The organism is Arthrobacter sp. Y3224055 (genome assembly GCF_059090825.1).
Map to the genome: position 1 here is coordinate 132,367 of NZ_JBNHGB010000003.1, position 13,244 is coordinate 145,610.

The following is a 13,244-nucleotide window of genomic DNA, read 5'->3' on the forward strand; positions in this document are numbered from 1 at the left end:
GCTCCGCGGGTGCCTGGAGATGCCGTGGCGGACGCGGGCTCAGCGGTGTTCTTCCACCGGCTTCCCGCTCTTTCCGAGGCCGGCCAGGGCGGCCTGCTCCGCGAAGTCCGGCACGGTGGCCACCACCTCGTCGAAGGTTCCGGCGGCCGCCACCGTTCCGCCGCGCATGAAGAACACGATGTCGGCGTCCCGGATCGTGGCCAGGCGGTGCGCCACGGTGATGACGGTGACGTCACCGTGCAGCTGCCGGATCGCCGTCGTCACCGCCGCCTCGGTGGCGGTGTCGAGTGCCGAGGTGGCCTCGTCCATGACGAGCACCCGGGGGTTGTCGTAGAGGGCGCGGGCGATGCCGAGCCGCTGCCGCTGCCCGCCGGAGAGCGCCATGCCGCGCTCGCCGACCAGGGCGTCCAGGCCGCCGTCGCGCCCCATCACCGTGTCCAGTAGTTGCGCGCGCCGCAAGGCTACGGTCACGCGCTCGCGGTCCACCCGGGACTGGTCCCAGGCGAGGGCGACGTTCTGCGCGATCGAGGCGTCGAAGAGGGAGACCTCCTGCGGCACGTAGCCGATGCGCCGCCGCCAGGAATCCAGCACGAACTCCATCGGTTCGCCGCCCACAAGGATGCGCCCGCGGCTCGGCTCGAGCAGGCCCAGGAGCAGGTCCACCATTGTCGACTTGCCGGCACCGGACGCCCCGACGAACGCCACGTGGCTGCCGGCCGGAATCCGGATGTTCACGTCATGCAGGGCCGGTGCCGCGGTATCCGGATAGCTGAAAGCGACGTCCCGCAGCTCGATGTCGGCGGCGTTGTCCGGCAGCTCGTGCTGCGGGCGCTCGTCGCGCAGCCGCGACATCTCGGCCTCGCCCTCGTGGATGTCCTCGACGATCTGCCGGGCGAAGGACGCACTGGTATTCACGGAGGACTGCACGGCCTGCATGCGCGTCAGCGAGGGGATCAGCCGGAACCCTGCGACGGCGAACAGGCCGACGGCGCTGACCGCCCCGGCCGGTCCGCCGGTCAGGTAGCCCACGCCGCCCAGCAGCGCGAAGCCCAGGACCAGGGCCGTCTCCAGCACGTAGCGCGGGATCTGCGAGATCTGGATGGCGCCGGCGCGCGCTATGGAGGACTTGGTGCGGGTGCCGTGCACCTGCTCCTGCACCTCGGGCCCGCGGCCGGCCAGGGTGATTTCCTTGAGCGCGCCCAGGGCCTCGTAGAGGGTCTTGGCGGTGCGGTTGGACCATTCCCGGTTTTCCCGGCCGATGGCCACGGCGCGCGGGGAGATCACCTTGGCCAGCAGCAGCGCCACCAGGCCCAGATAGATCATGGTCACCACCGCGATCAGCGGCTGGGCCACGAACAGCACGACGACGACGGCCACCAGGGTGCCCAGTTCGCCGAACAGGCTCATCGCCGGCATCAGGACACCCGAGACGGTGATGCCCACGCCCACGTCGACGGAGCGGACGATCTCGGCCGAGTTGCGGCCGAGCCGCTTCTCCCACGGGGAGGCGAGGTAGGCGGCGAAGAGGCGGTCGCCGATGGCCACCTCGTGCCGGGCGAAGCGCTTGGTGGCAAAGCGCAGCAGCAGGACGGCCAGTACTCCCTTGAGCACGATCAGCAGGCAGATGAACGCCAGCAGCGGCAGGGCCAGGCCGTTTTCGGCGACGTTGCCCACCAGCGGCAGCTCCGCGTCGGAGCTGCCCACAAGGGCCGGCAGGAGCGCGGCGATCAGCCCCAGGGCGACGACGTCCAGCAGGGCCAGTGCAGCCGACGCTGCGCCATAGCCGGTGAGGAAACGCCGGCTGCCCTCGGGCAGGGTACGCAGCAGCGGCACAAGAACGTCGAGGATGCTTTTCATACTGTCCCTCAGCCTATTCCATCGCGCTCTTATCACCCGCGACGGCTACTGGCCAGTGGCGGATCGAAGATGGGACGGTTTTTCCACATTCGGGGTGCGGGGGCTGGCCGGTCCGAAGACCGGCCGCTAGGGTCGGTGGACACACCCGACCGCTAGTCTCAGCTTCGCGTGGCGGGGGTTGCGCCCGAACTCTGAGGGGGGAGAAGGGATGGAGGGCATCCGGATCGTCGAGGGGGAGGTCCGTGAGCTGATCCGCCAACGCGGCCTGGACCCTGTCCGGCAAGGTCCGGAGGTCCGGCGGCTGGTGGAAGCCGCGGTGACCGACTATGACGAACGGTCCTTGCTGGGATCTCTTCCGCCGCTCGGACCCTTGGATGCCGCGCGCAAGTACGTTTTTGACGCCGTGGCCGGATTCGGTCCGTTGCAACCGCTGCTGGACGACCGCTCGATCGAAGAAATCTGGATCAACTCTCCGTCCGAGGTCTATGTAGCCCGAGGCGGCGAATCTGAACTGACGTCCGTCTCGCTCACCCAGCAGCAGGTGGCGGACCTGGTGGAGCGGATGTTGAAGTCGTCCGGGCGCCGCCTGGACTTGTCATCGCCCTTCGTAGATGCGGCTCTTCCGGACGGATCGAGGCTGCATGTTGTCATTCCGGACATCACCCGCCGGCATTGGGCGGTCAACATCAGGAAGTTCATCGCCCGTGCTTCGCGGTTGGAGCACTTGGTGGAATTGGGCTCGCTAACGCCGGAAGCATCCCGGTTCCTGGGAGCGGCAGTCAGCAGCGGACTGAACATCCTCGTGTCAGGAGCAACGCAGGCGGGCAAAACCACCATGCTCAACTGCCTGGCTGCCGCCATCGGCAGCCGGGAGCGGGTGGTCACGGTGGAGGAGATTTTTGAACTGCAACTGCCCCTGCGCGACGTCGTGGGGCTGCAGTGCCGGCAACCGAATCTTGAAGGGGAGGGCGCCATACCGCTGCGGCGGCTGGTCAAGGAGGCACTGCGCATGAGGCCCGACCGGCTGATCGTCGGTGAGGTCCGGGAAGCCGAAAGCCTTGACATGCTCGTGGCGCTCAACAGCGGGTTACCGGGGATGTGCACAGTCCATGCCAACAGCGCGCACGATGCCATCACCAAGATTTGCACCCTGCCGCTGCTGGCCGGGCAGAACATCTCGTCCGCCTTCGTGGTTCCTACTGTGGCATCGTGCATCGACCTTGTGGTCCATTGCGTCCGCCGGCCAGACGGCAGGAGACAGGTCGCGGAGATAGTTTCGCTGGGCCGGCGGGTGGAGAACGGGATTATCGAAACGTCCACGTTGTTCAGCCGCCAAGACGGCCAGCTTGAGGTGAGTCCTTCTGCCAGCCCCGCGGAGGAGAAGTTCGCGCGCGCGGGATATGAAGTCATGCAGCTGTTGGAATCGGTGCCGTGACGACGGCGGCGGGGCTCCTTGGCGGCGTGGGGCTCTTTTTGATTTGGTGGTCCTGCTGGGAAAAACCGCCCCCGCAAGTGCGGCGGACTCGGCCGGGCCGGCTCCAGCGGATGATCAGCCAGGCAGGCATCGAGAGGGTATCGCCGACTGCGCTTATATCCAGCTGCGTGGCAATGGCAGCTGCGACTTTCCTGATGGTGTTTGCACTCGCAGCGTCCGGTCCCATCGCAGCCTGTTTCGGCTTGTTCGGGGGATGGCTCCCGTTCGCCCTGGTGAGTTGGAGGGCTCGCCGCCGCGCCGCCGTCTTGCGCGAAATCTGGCCGGACGCCGTCGACCACCTCCGGTCGGCCATCCGGGCAGGACTCTCGCTGCCCGAGGCGCTGGTGCAGTTGGGAACGCGAGGCCCGGTGGAGCTGCGGCCGGCCTTCAGCGAATTTGCCTCCGACTACCGAGCGGGCGGGAATTTCGACGACGCGCTGGAGCGGCTCAAAACAAGGCTGTCCGATCCGGTGGCCGACCGCATCGTGGAGGCCCTGCGCTTGACTCGTGAGGTCGGCGGTACCGACTTGGGCAGGTTGCTCGGGACGCTGGCGGATTTCCTCCGCGACAGCGCTCGGACGCGCAGCGAACTGGAGGCCCGCCAATCCTGGACTGTCAACGCCGCCCGGCTCGCCGTTGCTGCCCCTTGGATCATCTTGATGCTGCTGGCTACCCGGCCGGAAGCTGTGGCTGCCTACAACACGACCGTGGGGGCAGCCGTCCTGATGGGCGGGCTCGTGGTGTCGATCGTGTGCTATCGACTGATGCTGCGCATTGGGTTGCTCCCGGAAGAGGAGCGGGTGCTCCGGTGAATCACACAGTTGCAACGGCAGCGCTATTGGGCATCACGTTGGGCGTGGGCCTCTGGCTGACGGTAGTCCGGTTGCCGTTCTTCCGCCGCAGGCGCTTCGCGGAACGGATCGCCCCTCAATTGAGGTCGATCGAGATGAAGTCGCGGCTGCTCGACGGCGGACCGGGAAACATCACCCCGTTTGGCCCCCTGGAACGGATTTTTCGCCCGGTGCTCCGTGACTCGGTCACCTGGCTTGGAAAGTTCAATTTCGGTTCCACCTTGTTGTCCAAGCGGTTGCTGCAGGCCGGACGCAGACAGGGAACCGTCGATTTTCGCGCCGAACAATTGCTGTGGGCGGCGGCGGGACTTGTCATCGGTATTGCGTGGACGATCACTTCGGCGGCAGGAAATTCGCTGGATCCGGTGCTTGCTGTGATTGTCACCTTGGGCCTGGCAGTGGGCGGGTTCATGCTGCGGGATTATCTTTTGAGCGTCCAAATTCGACGCCGTGAGGAAAAGATGCTGGCGGAATTTCCCAGCCTGGCGGAGTTGATGGCACTTGCGGTCAGCGCTGGAGAGAGCGCAACGGGAGCACTTGAGAGGATCTGCCGCAGCGCGCAGGGCGAACTCGCCGGTGAATTTGCAGTGGTGCTCGCACAAACGCGATCCGGTACGCCGATGCTGGCGGCGTTGCACGACTTTTCACACCGCACCCGCGTGCCAGCGCTGGTGCGGTTCGTCGACGGGATCACGGTTGCCGTCGAGCGTGGAACTCCGCTGGCGGACGTCCTGCGGGCGCAGGCCCAGGACGTCCGCGACATGGCGAAGCGGAACCTGATGGAGTCGGCCGGAAAGAAGGAAATCGGCATGATGGTGCCCCTGGTTTTCGGGGTCTTGCCGCTGACCGTGCTGTTCGCCGTGTATCCGGGCCTGGCGCTGATCAATCTCGGCTGGTGAAGTCCACCGATGGAAATTCTCACTGGGGGTAAAAGGGAAGGAACTAAACCATGATGAAACTCCCGCTCATGTTCACCGTCACGATTTCGCTGCTGTGGAGCGGAGGTCTGGATCGATTGCGACGCGCGGCGCAGGCCGAAGATGGCGAACGCGGAGATGTGCCGGGGTGGGTGATGATCACCTTGATGTCGGCCGTGCTCGTGGCCGGCATCCTGGCGCTGGCCAAGCCGGCTCTGGAAGGACTGTTCAATGACGCCATCGGCCGCGTGACCCAGCCCTGACGTGGGATCGAGCGACCGTGCCCGCGGAGTTCGGCCGTCCACCGCTTCCCGCCTCGGCAGCAGTTCCAACCGGGACCGGGACGGTTCCGACCGAGGCTCTGCGAGCGTGGACTTCGTGCTGGTTGGCGGGGTCCTCACCCTGATATTCGTGTCGATCATGCAGCTGAGCCTGGTCCTGCATGTACGCAACACGCTTATCGACGCCGCGGGGTCCGGTGCCCGCTACGGGACCTTGGCCGATCGAGGCGCCGCCGACGCGCGCGAGAGGACCGTTGACTTGATCTCTGCTTCGCTGACCGATGAGTACGGTCAAGATGTCCAGGTTGAAGAAATCGTCCGGTCCGGCGTCCCCACGTTACGGGTGACGGTCCGGGCTCCGCTGCCTGCGCTCGGACTGATCGGTCCCGAGGGCGCGCTGGAGGTCCACGGGCATGCGGCTCTTCCGCGATGACGGGGCACCGCACGGGGCGCCGGGTCTCAGGGGCGGCCCGGACCCATCCCGAAACTTGCCGGAGGGCTCGGTGACGGGTCTGTGGCAGAGGCTGAAGGACTGCCTGCAGGCAGAGGATCCGGAACGGGGGGGGCGCCGTCGTTGAATTCGTCTTCCTTGGCACGCTGCTCCTGGTTCCGGTGGTCTATTTCGTCATCGCGGTCTCACAGGTGCAGGCCGCGTCGTTCGCCGTCGTGAATGCGGCGGACCAGGCGGCGAAAGTGTATGCGGGGTCGGACGAGGCCGCAGCTGCTGGTCCGGCCGCGCAGCAGGCGGCGCTCTTGGCCGCAGAGGACTTCGGTTTTGGCCCGGAGCGTATGGATATCAGGATTAGCTGCGGAAACGGAGGCTGTTTGGAAGCGGGGTCCTGGGTCACCACGGATGTCGAGATTTCGATCCCGCTGCCGTTGCTGGACGGCACGGGACTCACCATGGCGACGGTGAACTCCTCGGCGACCCAAATAGTGGAACGCTACCGATGATGCCCGAAAGACCTTCAGGCGCCCGGAGTGCCCGTTGCACCAACGGCACTGGAAGCCGAAAGGACGGGACCGACGATCAGGGCCAGGTGCTGGTTCTGCTCATCGGCTTCGTGTTGCTAAGCCTGTTGATCCTGACCGTGGTGATGGGGGCCTCCGCCGTGTATGTCGAACGGAAGAAGCTGCTGTCCGTTGCGGATGGGGCCGCGATGGCTGCCGCGGACACTTTCGCCCTGGCCGACGTCGAGACGGCCTCGGGGGTGCCGGTGCCGACGCTGGACGACGGTTCCGTGAGGGGATCCGTCTCACGGTATCTGTCCGACACGGGTGCGTACGGGAGGTTTGACCAGTTGACCGTAGGCGGCGACACAGGCTCCCCGGAGCAGCGCACGGCGCACGTGGTGTTGAGCGCGGTCGTCCGGCCGCCGGTGGTCAATTTCCTCGTTCCGGCCGGTATACCGATTACCGTTTCCAGCGACGCGCGCTCGGAACTCAGGCGCTGACCGGGACGGGCAAACCTCTCGCCCTGCCAGGGTGATTTCCTTGAGGGCGCCCAGCGCCTCGTACAGGGTCTTGGCGGTGCGGTTGGACCATTCGCGGTTTTCCCGGCCGATGGCCACGGCAAGCGGGGAGATCACCTTGGCCAGCAGCAGCGCCACCAGGCCCAGGTAGATCATCGTCACCACCGCGATCAGCGGCTGGGCCACGAAAAGTACGACGACGACGGCCACCAGGGTGCCCAGCTCGCCGAACAGGCTCATCGCCGGCATCAGGACACCCGAGACCGTGATCCCCACCCCTACGTCCACGGAGCGGACGATCTCGGCCGAATTGCGGCCGAGCCGCTTCTCCCACGGGGAGGCAAGGTAGGCGGCGAAGAGGCGGTCGCCGATGGCCACCTCGTGCCGGGCAAAGCGCTTGGTGGCGAAGCGCAGCAGCAGGACGGCCAGCAGTCCCTTGAGCACGATCAGCAGGCAGATGAACGCCAGCAGCGGCAGGGCCAGCCCGTTTTCGGCGACGTTGCCTACGAGGGGCAGCTCGGCGTCGGAGCTGCCCACCAGGGCCGGCAGGAGCGCGGCGATCAGCCCCAGGGCGACGACGTCCAGCAGGGCCAGCGCCGCCGACGCCGCGCCATAGCCGGTCAGGAAACGCCGGCTGCCCTCGGGCAGGGTACGCAGCAGCGGCACAAGAACGTCGAGGATGCTTTTCATACTGCCCCTCAGCCTATTCCATCGCGCCCCTATCACCTGCGAGGGCTGCTGGCCAGTGGCGGATCGAAGATGGGAAGGTTTTTCCACATCGGGGTGCGGGGGCTGGCCGGTCCGAAGACCGGCCGCTAGGGTCGGTGGACACCCGGCCGCTAGTCTCAGCTTCGCGCGGCGGGGGTTGCGCCCCAACTCTGAGGGGGGAGAAGGGATGGAGGGCATCCGGCTCGTAGAGGGGGAGGTCCGTGAGCTGATCCGCCAACGCGGTTTGGACCCCGTCCGCCAAGGTCCGGAGGTCCGACGGCTGGTCGAAGCCGCTGTGACTGACTACGACGAACGGTCCTTGCTGGGGTCTCCTCCGCCGCTCGGACACCTGGACGACACGCGCAAGTACGTTTTTGACGCCGTGGCCGGATTCGGTGCGTTGCAACCGCTGTTGGACGACCGCTCGATCGAAGAAATCTTAATCAACTCTCCTGTAAAGACTGTATTTATATAGCTCTGTCGTATCGGCTTTGGGTTCCACAAGCCGATTACGGTAGTTCAACTGGACCTAGGTGGCGCAGCGTAGCTGTACAGCCACCCCGCGGTGCCCAGGTTGCACCGCGGGGTGGCTCACATCGAATGGACGAAACGGCCTTCACATTGCTGATCCGGAAGGCCGGAACCATCCTGGCGCACACTGGGCTGATCGAACCGGCCGACATACCCGGCTGGTGGCGCTGGCGAGAAGGGCCCGACCCGGCCGGTCTGGAGACCGGTTTTGATCCCGGGACAAACCCTGCAGGGGAACTCGAAGTAGCCAATGAAGGAACCAACGAGGGAAAGGGGTCCGGATGTGTCTACGTTTACTACTTCCCCAGCTACAAGGAACTGGCCGACCTCAGGAAAGAAGCACGGTGGCCGGTGAAAGTCGGGATGACGATTCCCATATCCGGATGGCGAACCAACGGGGCACCGCCATGCCCGAGGCCCCCGTGGTCGCTTATACCCGGCTGACAGACACACCCCGCAAACTAGAACAGACATTGCATGCCATCCTCTCCCTCAGGGGCCTGCAGCTTGCTGATGCCCCCGGTGCCGAAAGGTTCCTCTCCAGCCCCGATGAGGTCAAGGCGATCGTGGACTGGGTTGCTCGGCCCCAGCCCCCGGCGTTAGAGGGCGGGGGCCTGACGTGTTAGTTGTGGTTCCAGAGTTTGATTGAGGACAGGACGACGAGCAGCACAAGCAGTGGGATCAGGACGAGGCTGGGGATGACACCGAGCAGGAGACCGCCGATCACGGTTCCCGTGATGGATCCCAGGGTCACACCCGTATTGCACCTTGGCCCTGGTCATTTATGTCCACTATGAGTTTTGCAGGACGCTGCTCTAGGTAACGTCTCAAGACATCGGCAAACACGTTGACGTTGTCTCGCGCGCGGGTGATACGAGCCCGCGCCATGGCAAGCTCACTAGTCGAAGTCAAGATGTAGTTCTCCCGTTGCGGTTGGCCCTCTACCAGCATCTTCCCAGAGCACAGTGGCCGCTTACGCTAATCCGCCCAGAGGGCCTGTCCGTTCTTGACGCATTCTCCCATCTATGAATGCCGATTCTGTCGCACCTATCATTATCAGGAACCCATTGCCATGAAAGAGGACCCGATGAATACGGTGCTGATCAACACTGCGCCCAGGCCACGTTTACTGCTTCTTGGACCGAAGATCCGGGACGAGGAGATCGCGCGCCTACAGGAGCTTGTCCCCACGGTTGTCTATAAGGAGCAGCTATCGGAAGTCCGTCAGGCTGAATTTGATTTCGTAATAACGAGTTCACCCTTTTCGATGCTGGATGAACATCTTGCGGTCATCTATGTGGCTCCTAGCAAGATCTGGGAGGGGGCGATCGCAGAGGGGTACAGCTGGTCACGATCCATAAAACACTGGCCCGGGCACATTTCCAATGAGCTCAAGAGAGTCCAGGATCTACCGCACACCATCGCAAAATTGGCCCACGAGGGCCTTGAGCCGACGGTCAAGAACCGCGGAGGAATCCACACCGTGTTTGGGTATGGCCACCCATCATCGGGCGGTCTTGGAGCTACGAAAAACAGCCCGCCTGAGTTACACCCATTCCTCCTAACGGGAGACGACAAGTTCCTGGCGGGCAAATTCGCAAGAAGCGATGCTTCGGAGGCATGGTTTCTACCTTCTGACACCCCTGACCTCTTGCCGTGGGTGAAGGCCGCTCTGGCTGAATGGAACAAAATTGACCCCCAACGCTTTCCGGGACTCCCGGACTGGTCGCACGAAGAAGCATGGACAACTCTCAGGGAGCGACAGCTAGATGAGAAAATTGCTAACGAAGTAACAGCCTTCGAAAAGCTTGCAGCTGAGCATAATCACCTGCTCCAAAAGCTGACCGAACAACGCGAACAGGCACGAACAGAGGCAGATCACTTCGAGCGTGCTCTGCTAACCACGCAGTCCGAGCCCCTCGTGATGGCTGTCGCCAAGGCGTTAGAGGAACTTGGCTTCCAAGTCGAAAACCGAGATCTGTCCGCTGGCCCGGGAGATCACTTGGAAGACCTGCGCCTGCGGGTGGAGACAGAACCTGGATGGGTATGCCTTGTTGAGGTGAAGGGGTACACGAAAGGTGCTACTACCGCGGCTCTTACCCAGTTCCTTCGATTCAACGCTCGATACACCCAGGAGAACGGCACCCCACCTTCAGCCAACTGGTACATCGTCAACCAGTTCTTGCGACATGATCCGGGAAGTCGCCAGCCCGCCCTGCACGGCAAAGATGACGATGTTGATGCCTTTGCAGACGGCATCTCAGGACTCGTCGTGGACACGGTCGAGCTTTTCCGATTGCACAGGAGATTCAAGTCCGGACGAGTGACTGCCGCAGAAGCCCGGAAGTTACTGATCGGAGCTACCGGACGTTTTGCTGTTTCGGACGCACATGACGTTGACTTCGAAGGGCTCAATAAGACCTAGACTCGAATTTGACCAGCGGGCTCTCAGCCCGTCCCGTTTCTGCGCCAATTACCGGTTCCGGTACTGGACTGCTTTGCAGCTTGCTGGCTGGTGAACGCCACGAGGTCATAGGCGTCGAGCCAGCAGCAGGCACGTGATACACAGCCGCCGTCCCATAACGGAGCGGATCGCCCAACCTCACCCGACCTTGAATGATCAATGGGACTTGGGACGGCTGTCCCTCCTGAGGCTGCAGCGGTCGAAGCTGGCCGACGGCTCACCCGGCTGGCCGCAGGCCATGCGGAAGAGTCTTTGAATGAGGTCAAGGCCGGCTGGTCGTGAGAGCGAAGGAGTGGCTCGAAGGCAACAGTTGGCCCGAACCCGTGATCGAGATGGCTACGACTTGGCTGCCGGTTACGGGGGGGGGGGGGGGCGGTCCTCGGGAGCTGCTGAAGTCCGCGCATCCGCGTGTCAAGAGCCGAACTCCATGCCTGTTGCCCGGATCCTGTTGTCAGAGCAGTTGCGGGTGGAAGCCGGCGGTGACACTACGCACCTATCGATCCTAGGGCCGCGTCCTTCTACCGGTACGGAATATCGGAGGGAATCAGGGGAACGGTCTTGTATCCGCACTCATCCATGAGTTGGCGGGCGGCGTACTCCTGCTCGGCGGAGGCTGTCGGGCCAAGGCGTATGGCCGTGATGGGCAGCTTCTCTACTGTAATAGCACCGGGGCTCATGAAGATCAGCGGTACATAAGGGATCGGGCCCTGCGCCGACGCACGTGTTCGGGGCTGGACTCCTGACAGCATGAGCGTCGTGCGAAGTTCCCGCTCGTCCTCGTAGGCCGGGTGCTTGAAGCTGGCCACCTGAAGGATTGTCAACAGCTGGTTGGCCACGACCTGGGCAGGATCGATCGTTTGAGAAGCAGCCGGGAGGCTGGTCATTATGCCGCGCAGGAAGTGCGTCGCCCGAGCCAACTGCACGTTCCGCTGATAGATCACCTTGACCCAGGAAAAGTCCCAGATCTCCGGCGAGCTGACGATGGCACCCCGCGGATCCGCCGTCAACGGGAACTGGGTGTCCAAACCGATGCTGAACCCATCGGTACCCGCGTAGGAGCGCCATTGGGACAGGTTGTCCCCGTTCCGGCAGGCGGACAGCAGGTGTACATGATGGAATGCCGTCGCCAAAGCCTCAAAATCCAGGAGGTGGTGGAAGTGTTCAACCGCCCGGGCATTGACGGCGCCCTTCGGGCATGCAGTCCATGCCTCCCTGAGGACCTCAAGTCCGTATGCAATCTCTCCCGGGTCGTTCATTGACCTGAAACTGGAGGCCCACAGGGAGTTGCTTTCCAAGATCCCGCGGAGACCTGTCAACCCGGTGTAGTGCCATGCTGTTCCAGAGGTGATCCCGGCTGGGTAGCGCTGATCCGGTTCCAGCACCGGGATTGTTGATTTTGGAAAATTAGCAAGCCGGTTTGCGTCTTGCGCCATGCGGCGAACTGCTTCTACAGCGGCTTCCTCGGAGAGCCAACGTGAATGAAGCTGTACAGGACTATCCATGAACGTATAAATACCTTTCAGGAGACCGGTTTAGTGTAGCTGTCTGCCTCACGGAAGGCGGGTAATCCGATCATTACGACGCGCCAGGATCGAGCAGCCGGAACGAATCCGCGTGAAAGGACCTATACGTTGTCCACGACGACGAAGCGCGCTCGCCCCCAATCGGCTCAGGGCGAACGACCCAATCGGCTCCTGACAGGGAATTTACGATGTGGACATGACCTACACCGCACACGCCGTAACCGTGATGATCGCGTCCCCATCCGACATGCCCGATGCCCGTGATGCCGTGGAAGACGCCATCCGCAGCTGGAACGTGGCCCACGCGCGCAACCGGCAGATCGTGCTACTGCCGTGGCGCTGGGAGGACAACGCGGTCCCCACCATGGGAGACCGCCCCCAAGCGCTCATAAATACCCAAGGCGTTGACCAGTCCGACATCGTTTTCGCACTATTCGGCAGCCGCTTGGGCAGCCCCACCGGCGAGGCCATATCCGGCACCGTCGAAGAAATCGAACGTGCCCAACAGCAAGGCAAGCATGTGCACGTCTACTTCTCCAAGGGCCCAGTGGCCAACGACGTGGACCTCGAGCAGCTTGGCGCCGTACGCAAGTTTAAGGACGCCCTACAGAAGAAGAGCCTGCTCGGGGAATTCACCACACCGAGCGAACTGAACTATGAAGTATGGAAGGCCATCGAACACGACTTGGCGGAGATGGACCTGGGTACCCCAGGAACGCCTAAGCGTAACACCGGCGTGGACCTTCTCGTGCAGCCCCGCCGGGAGCGTGAGTTCAAGAAGACCAACAAGCAGGGAAATCCGCAGTACACCACGCGGCACTGGCTGGAAATTACCAATCAAGGCGACCAAGACGCGAAGGATTTCAGAATCGAGGTCGCGAACCCGGAAGCGGGGATGATCCTGGCGGGCGGTGACGACGGACCGACTACCATCCATCGCGGTCAGATGCGGACCGTCCCGGTAATTATGATGGGCGGCGAGGGGAAACCCATGGTCCGCCTGTTCTGGACCGAGGAAGGCCAGGAGAAGTCGGACGAATTCCACGTCGGCTGACGTACTTTCGGACCACGACAGGTCTCATCGACTTGTCCGACGCTCGGGCACGGCTGGTTGCCAGAGAACGGGCTGACGCCTAAGCGCAGGTCCAAGGTGCCTCTGCGGCATC

13 protein-coding genes and 2 pseudogenes are annotated in these 13,244 nt (G+C 63.6%); 11 read left to right on the forward strand and 4 right to left on the reverse strand.

What is annotated here, in order from left to right; genetic code table 11:
• Window positions 1-39 precede the first annotated feature (39 nt).
• Window positions 40-1,857, reverse strand: coding sequence for an ABC transporter ATP-binding protein (locus AC5RTY_RS08770; protein WP_494139384.1), 1,818 nt, complete (start codon window positions 1,855-1,857; stop codon window positions 40-42).
• A gap of 208 nt (window positions 1,858-2,065) precedes the next feature.
• Between AC5RTY_RS08770 and AC5RTY_RS08775 the strand changes: the two genes are divergently transcribed.
• From AC5RTY_RS08775 to AC5RTY_RS08805, 7 genes and pseudogenes are all read left to right on the forward strand, one after another.
• Window positions 2,066-3,292: a TadA family conjugal transfer-associated ATPase gene (locus AC5RTY_RS08775; protein ID WP_494139385.1), complete on the forward strand. Its 1,227-nt coding sequence runs from the start codon at window positions 2,066-2,068 to the stop codon at window positions 3,290-3,292.
• A complete protein-coding gene (locus AC5RTY_RS08780; protein WP_494139386.1) occupies window positions 3,289-4,143 on the forward strand; it encodes a type II secretion system F family protein in 855 nt (284 codons plus the stop codon). The genes AC5RTY_RS08775 and AC5RTY_RS08780 overlap by 4 nt, the downstream gene beginning before the upstream one ends.
• Window positions 4,140-5,081, forward strand: coding sequence for a type II secretion system F family protein (locus AC5RTY_RS08785; RefSeq protein ID WP_494139387.1), 942 nt, complete (start codon window positions 4,140-4,142; stop codon window positions 5,079-5,081). Before AC5RTY_RS08780 ends, AC5RTY_RS08785 begins: the two co-directional genes overlap by 4 nt.
• A gap of 53 nt (window positions 5,082-5,134) precedes the next feature.
• On the forward strand, window positions 5,135-5,362 hold the full coding sequence (locus AC5RTY_RS08790) for a hypothetical protein (protein ID WP_494001279.1): 228 nt from the start codon (window positions 5,135-5,137) through the stop codon (window positions 5,360-5,362).
• A gap of 106 nt (window positions 5,363-5,468) precedes the next feature.
• The gene (locus AC5RTY_RS08795; protein ID WP_494139388.1) at window positions 5,469-5,813 is read left to right on the forward strand and encodes a TadE family protein; all 345 of its coding nucleotides are present in this window, start codon (window positions 5,469-5,471) and stop codon (window positions 5,811-5,813) included.
• Between the two features lie 179 nt (window positions 5,814-5,992).
• Window positions 5,993-6,334, forward strand: coding sequence for a hypothetical protein (locus tag AC5RTY_RS08800; protein WP_494139389.1), 342 nt, complete (start codon window positions 5,993-5,995; stop codon window positions 6,332-6,334).
• Window positions 6,334-6,495, forward strand: a pseudogene (locus AC5RTY_RS08805) (hypothetical protein); the annotation flags it as partial. The gene AC5RTY_RS08800 and the pseudogene AC5RTY_RS08805, both read left to right, overlap by 1 nt.
• 141 nt (window positions 6,496-6,636) lie before the next feature.
• Here the strand turns inward: AC5RTY_RS08805 and AC5RTY_RS08810 are convergent.
• Window positions 6,637-7,542 (reverse strand): 6TM ABC transporter family protein, encoded by a 906-nt coding sequence (locus tag AC5RTY_RS08810; protein WP_494139390.1) that lies wholly within the window; start codon window positions 7,540-7,542, stop codon window positions 6,637-6,639.
• Window positions 7,543-7,747: 205 nt separating this feature from the next.
• Between AC5RTY_RS08810 and AC5RTY_RS08815 the strand changes: the two are divergent.
• Together AC5RTY_RS08815 and AC5RTY_RS08820 are read left to right on the forward strand one after the other, a co-directional pair.
• A pseudogene (locus AC5RTY_RS08815) lies at window positions 7,748-8,014 on the forward strand (CpaF family protein); the annotation flags it as partial.
• 146 nt (window positions 8,015-8,160) lie between these two features.
• Entirely contained in the window at window positions 8,161-8,535 is a 375-nt protein-coding gene (locus AC5RTY_RS08820) for a hypothetical protein (protein ID WP_494139391.1), read from the forward strand.
• A gap of 178 nt (window positions 8,536-8,713) precedes the next feature.
• Here AC5RTY_RS08820 and AC5RTY_RS08825 read toward each other — a convergent pair whose 3' ends face one another.
• Window positions 8,714-8,845, reverse strand: coding sequence for a hypothetical protein (locus AC5RTY_RS08825; RefSeq protein WP_494139392.1), 132 nt, complete (start codon window positions 8,843-8,845; stop codon window positions 8,714-8,716).
• A gap of 318 nt (window positions 8,846-9,163) precedes the next feature.
• On the opposite strand from AC5RTY_RS08825, the gene AC5RTY_RS08830 reads away from it, so the two are divergent.
• The gene (locus AC5RTY_RS08830; RefSeq protein WP_494139393.1) at window positions 9,164-10,516 is read left to right on the forward strand and encodes a hypothetical protein; all 1,353 of its coding nucleotides are present in this window, start codon (window positions 9,164-9,166) and stop codon (window positions 10,514-10,516) included.
• A 557-nt stretch (window positions 10,517-11,073) separates the two neighbouring features.
• On the opposite strand, the gene AC5RTY_RS08835 is transcribed toward AC5RTY_RS08830, so the two are convergent.
• A complete protein-coding gene (locus AC5RTY_RS08835) occupies window positions 11,074-12,057 on the reverse strand; it encodes a DUF2971 domain-containing protein (RefSeq protein ID WP_494139394.1) in 984 nt (327 codons plus the stop codon).
• Between the two features lie 217 nt (window positions 12,058-12,274).
• Here AC5RTY_RS08835 and AC5RTY_RS08840 point away from each other — a divergent pair, with 217 nt between their 5' ends.
• Window positions 12,275-13,132: a DUF4062 domain-containing protein gene (locus tag AC5RTY_RS08840; protein WP_494139395.1), complete on the forward strand. Its 858-nt coding sequence runs from the start codon at window positions 12,275-12,277 to the stop codon at window positions 13,130-13,132.
• The last annotated feature ends 112 nt before the right edge of the window (window positions 13,133-13,244 follow it).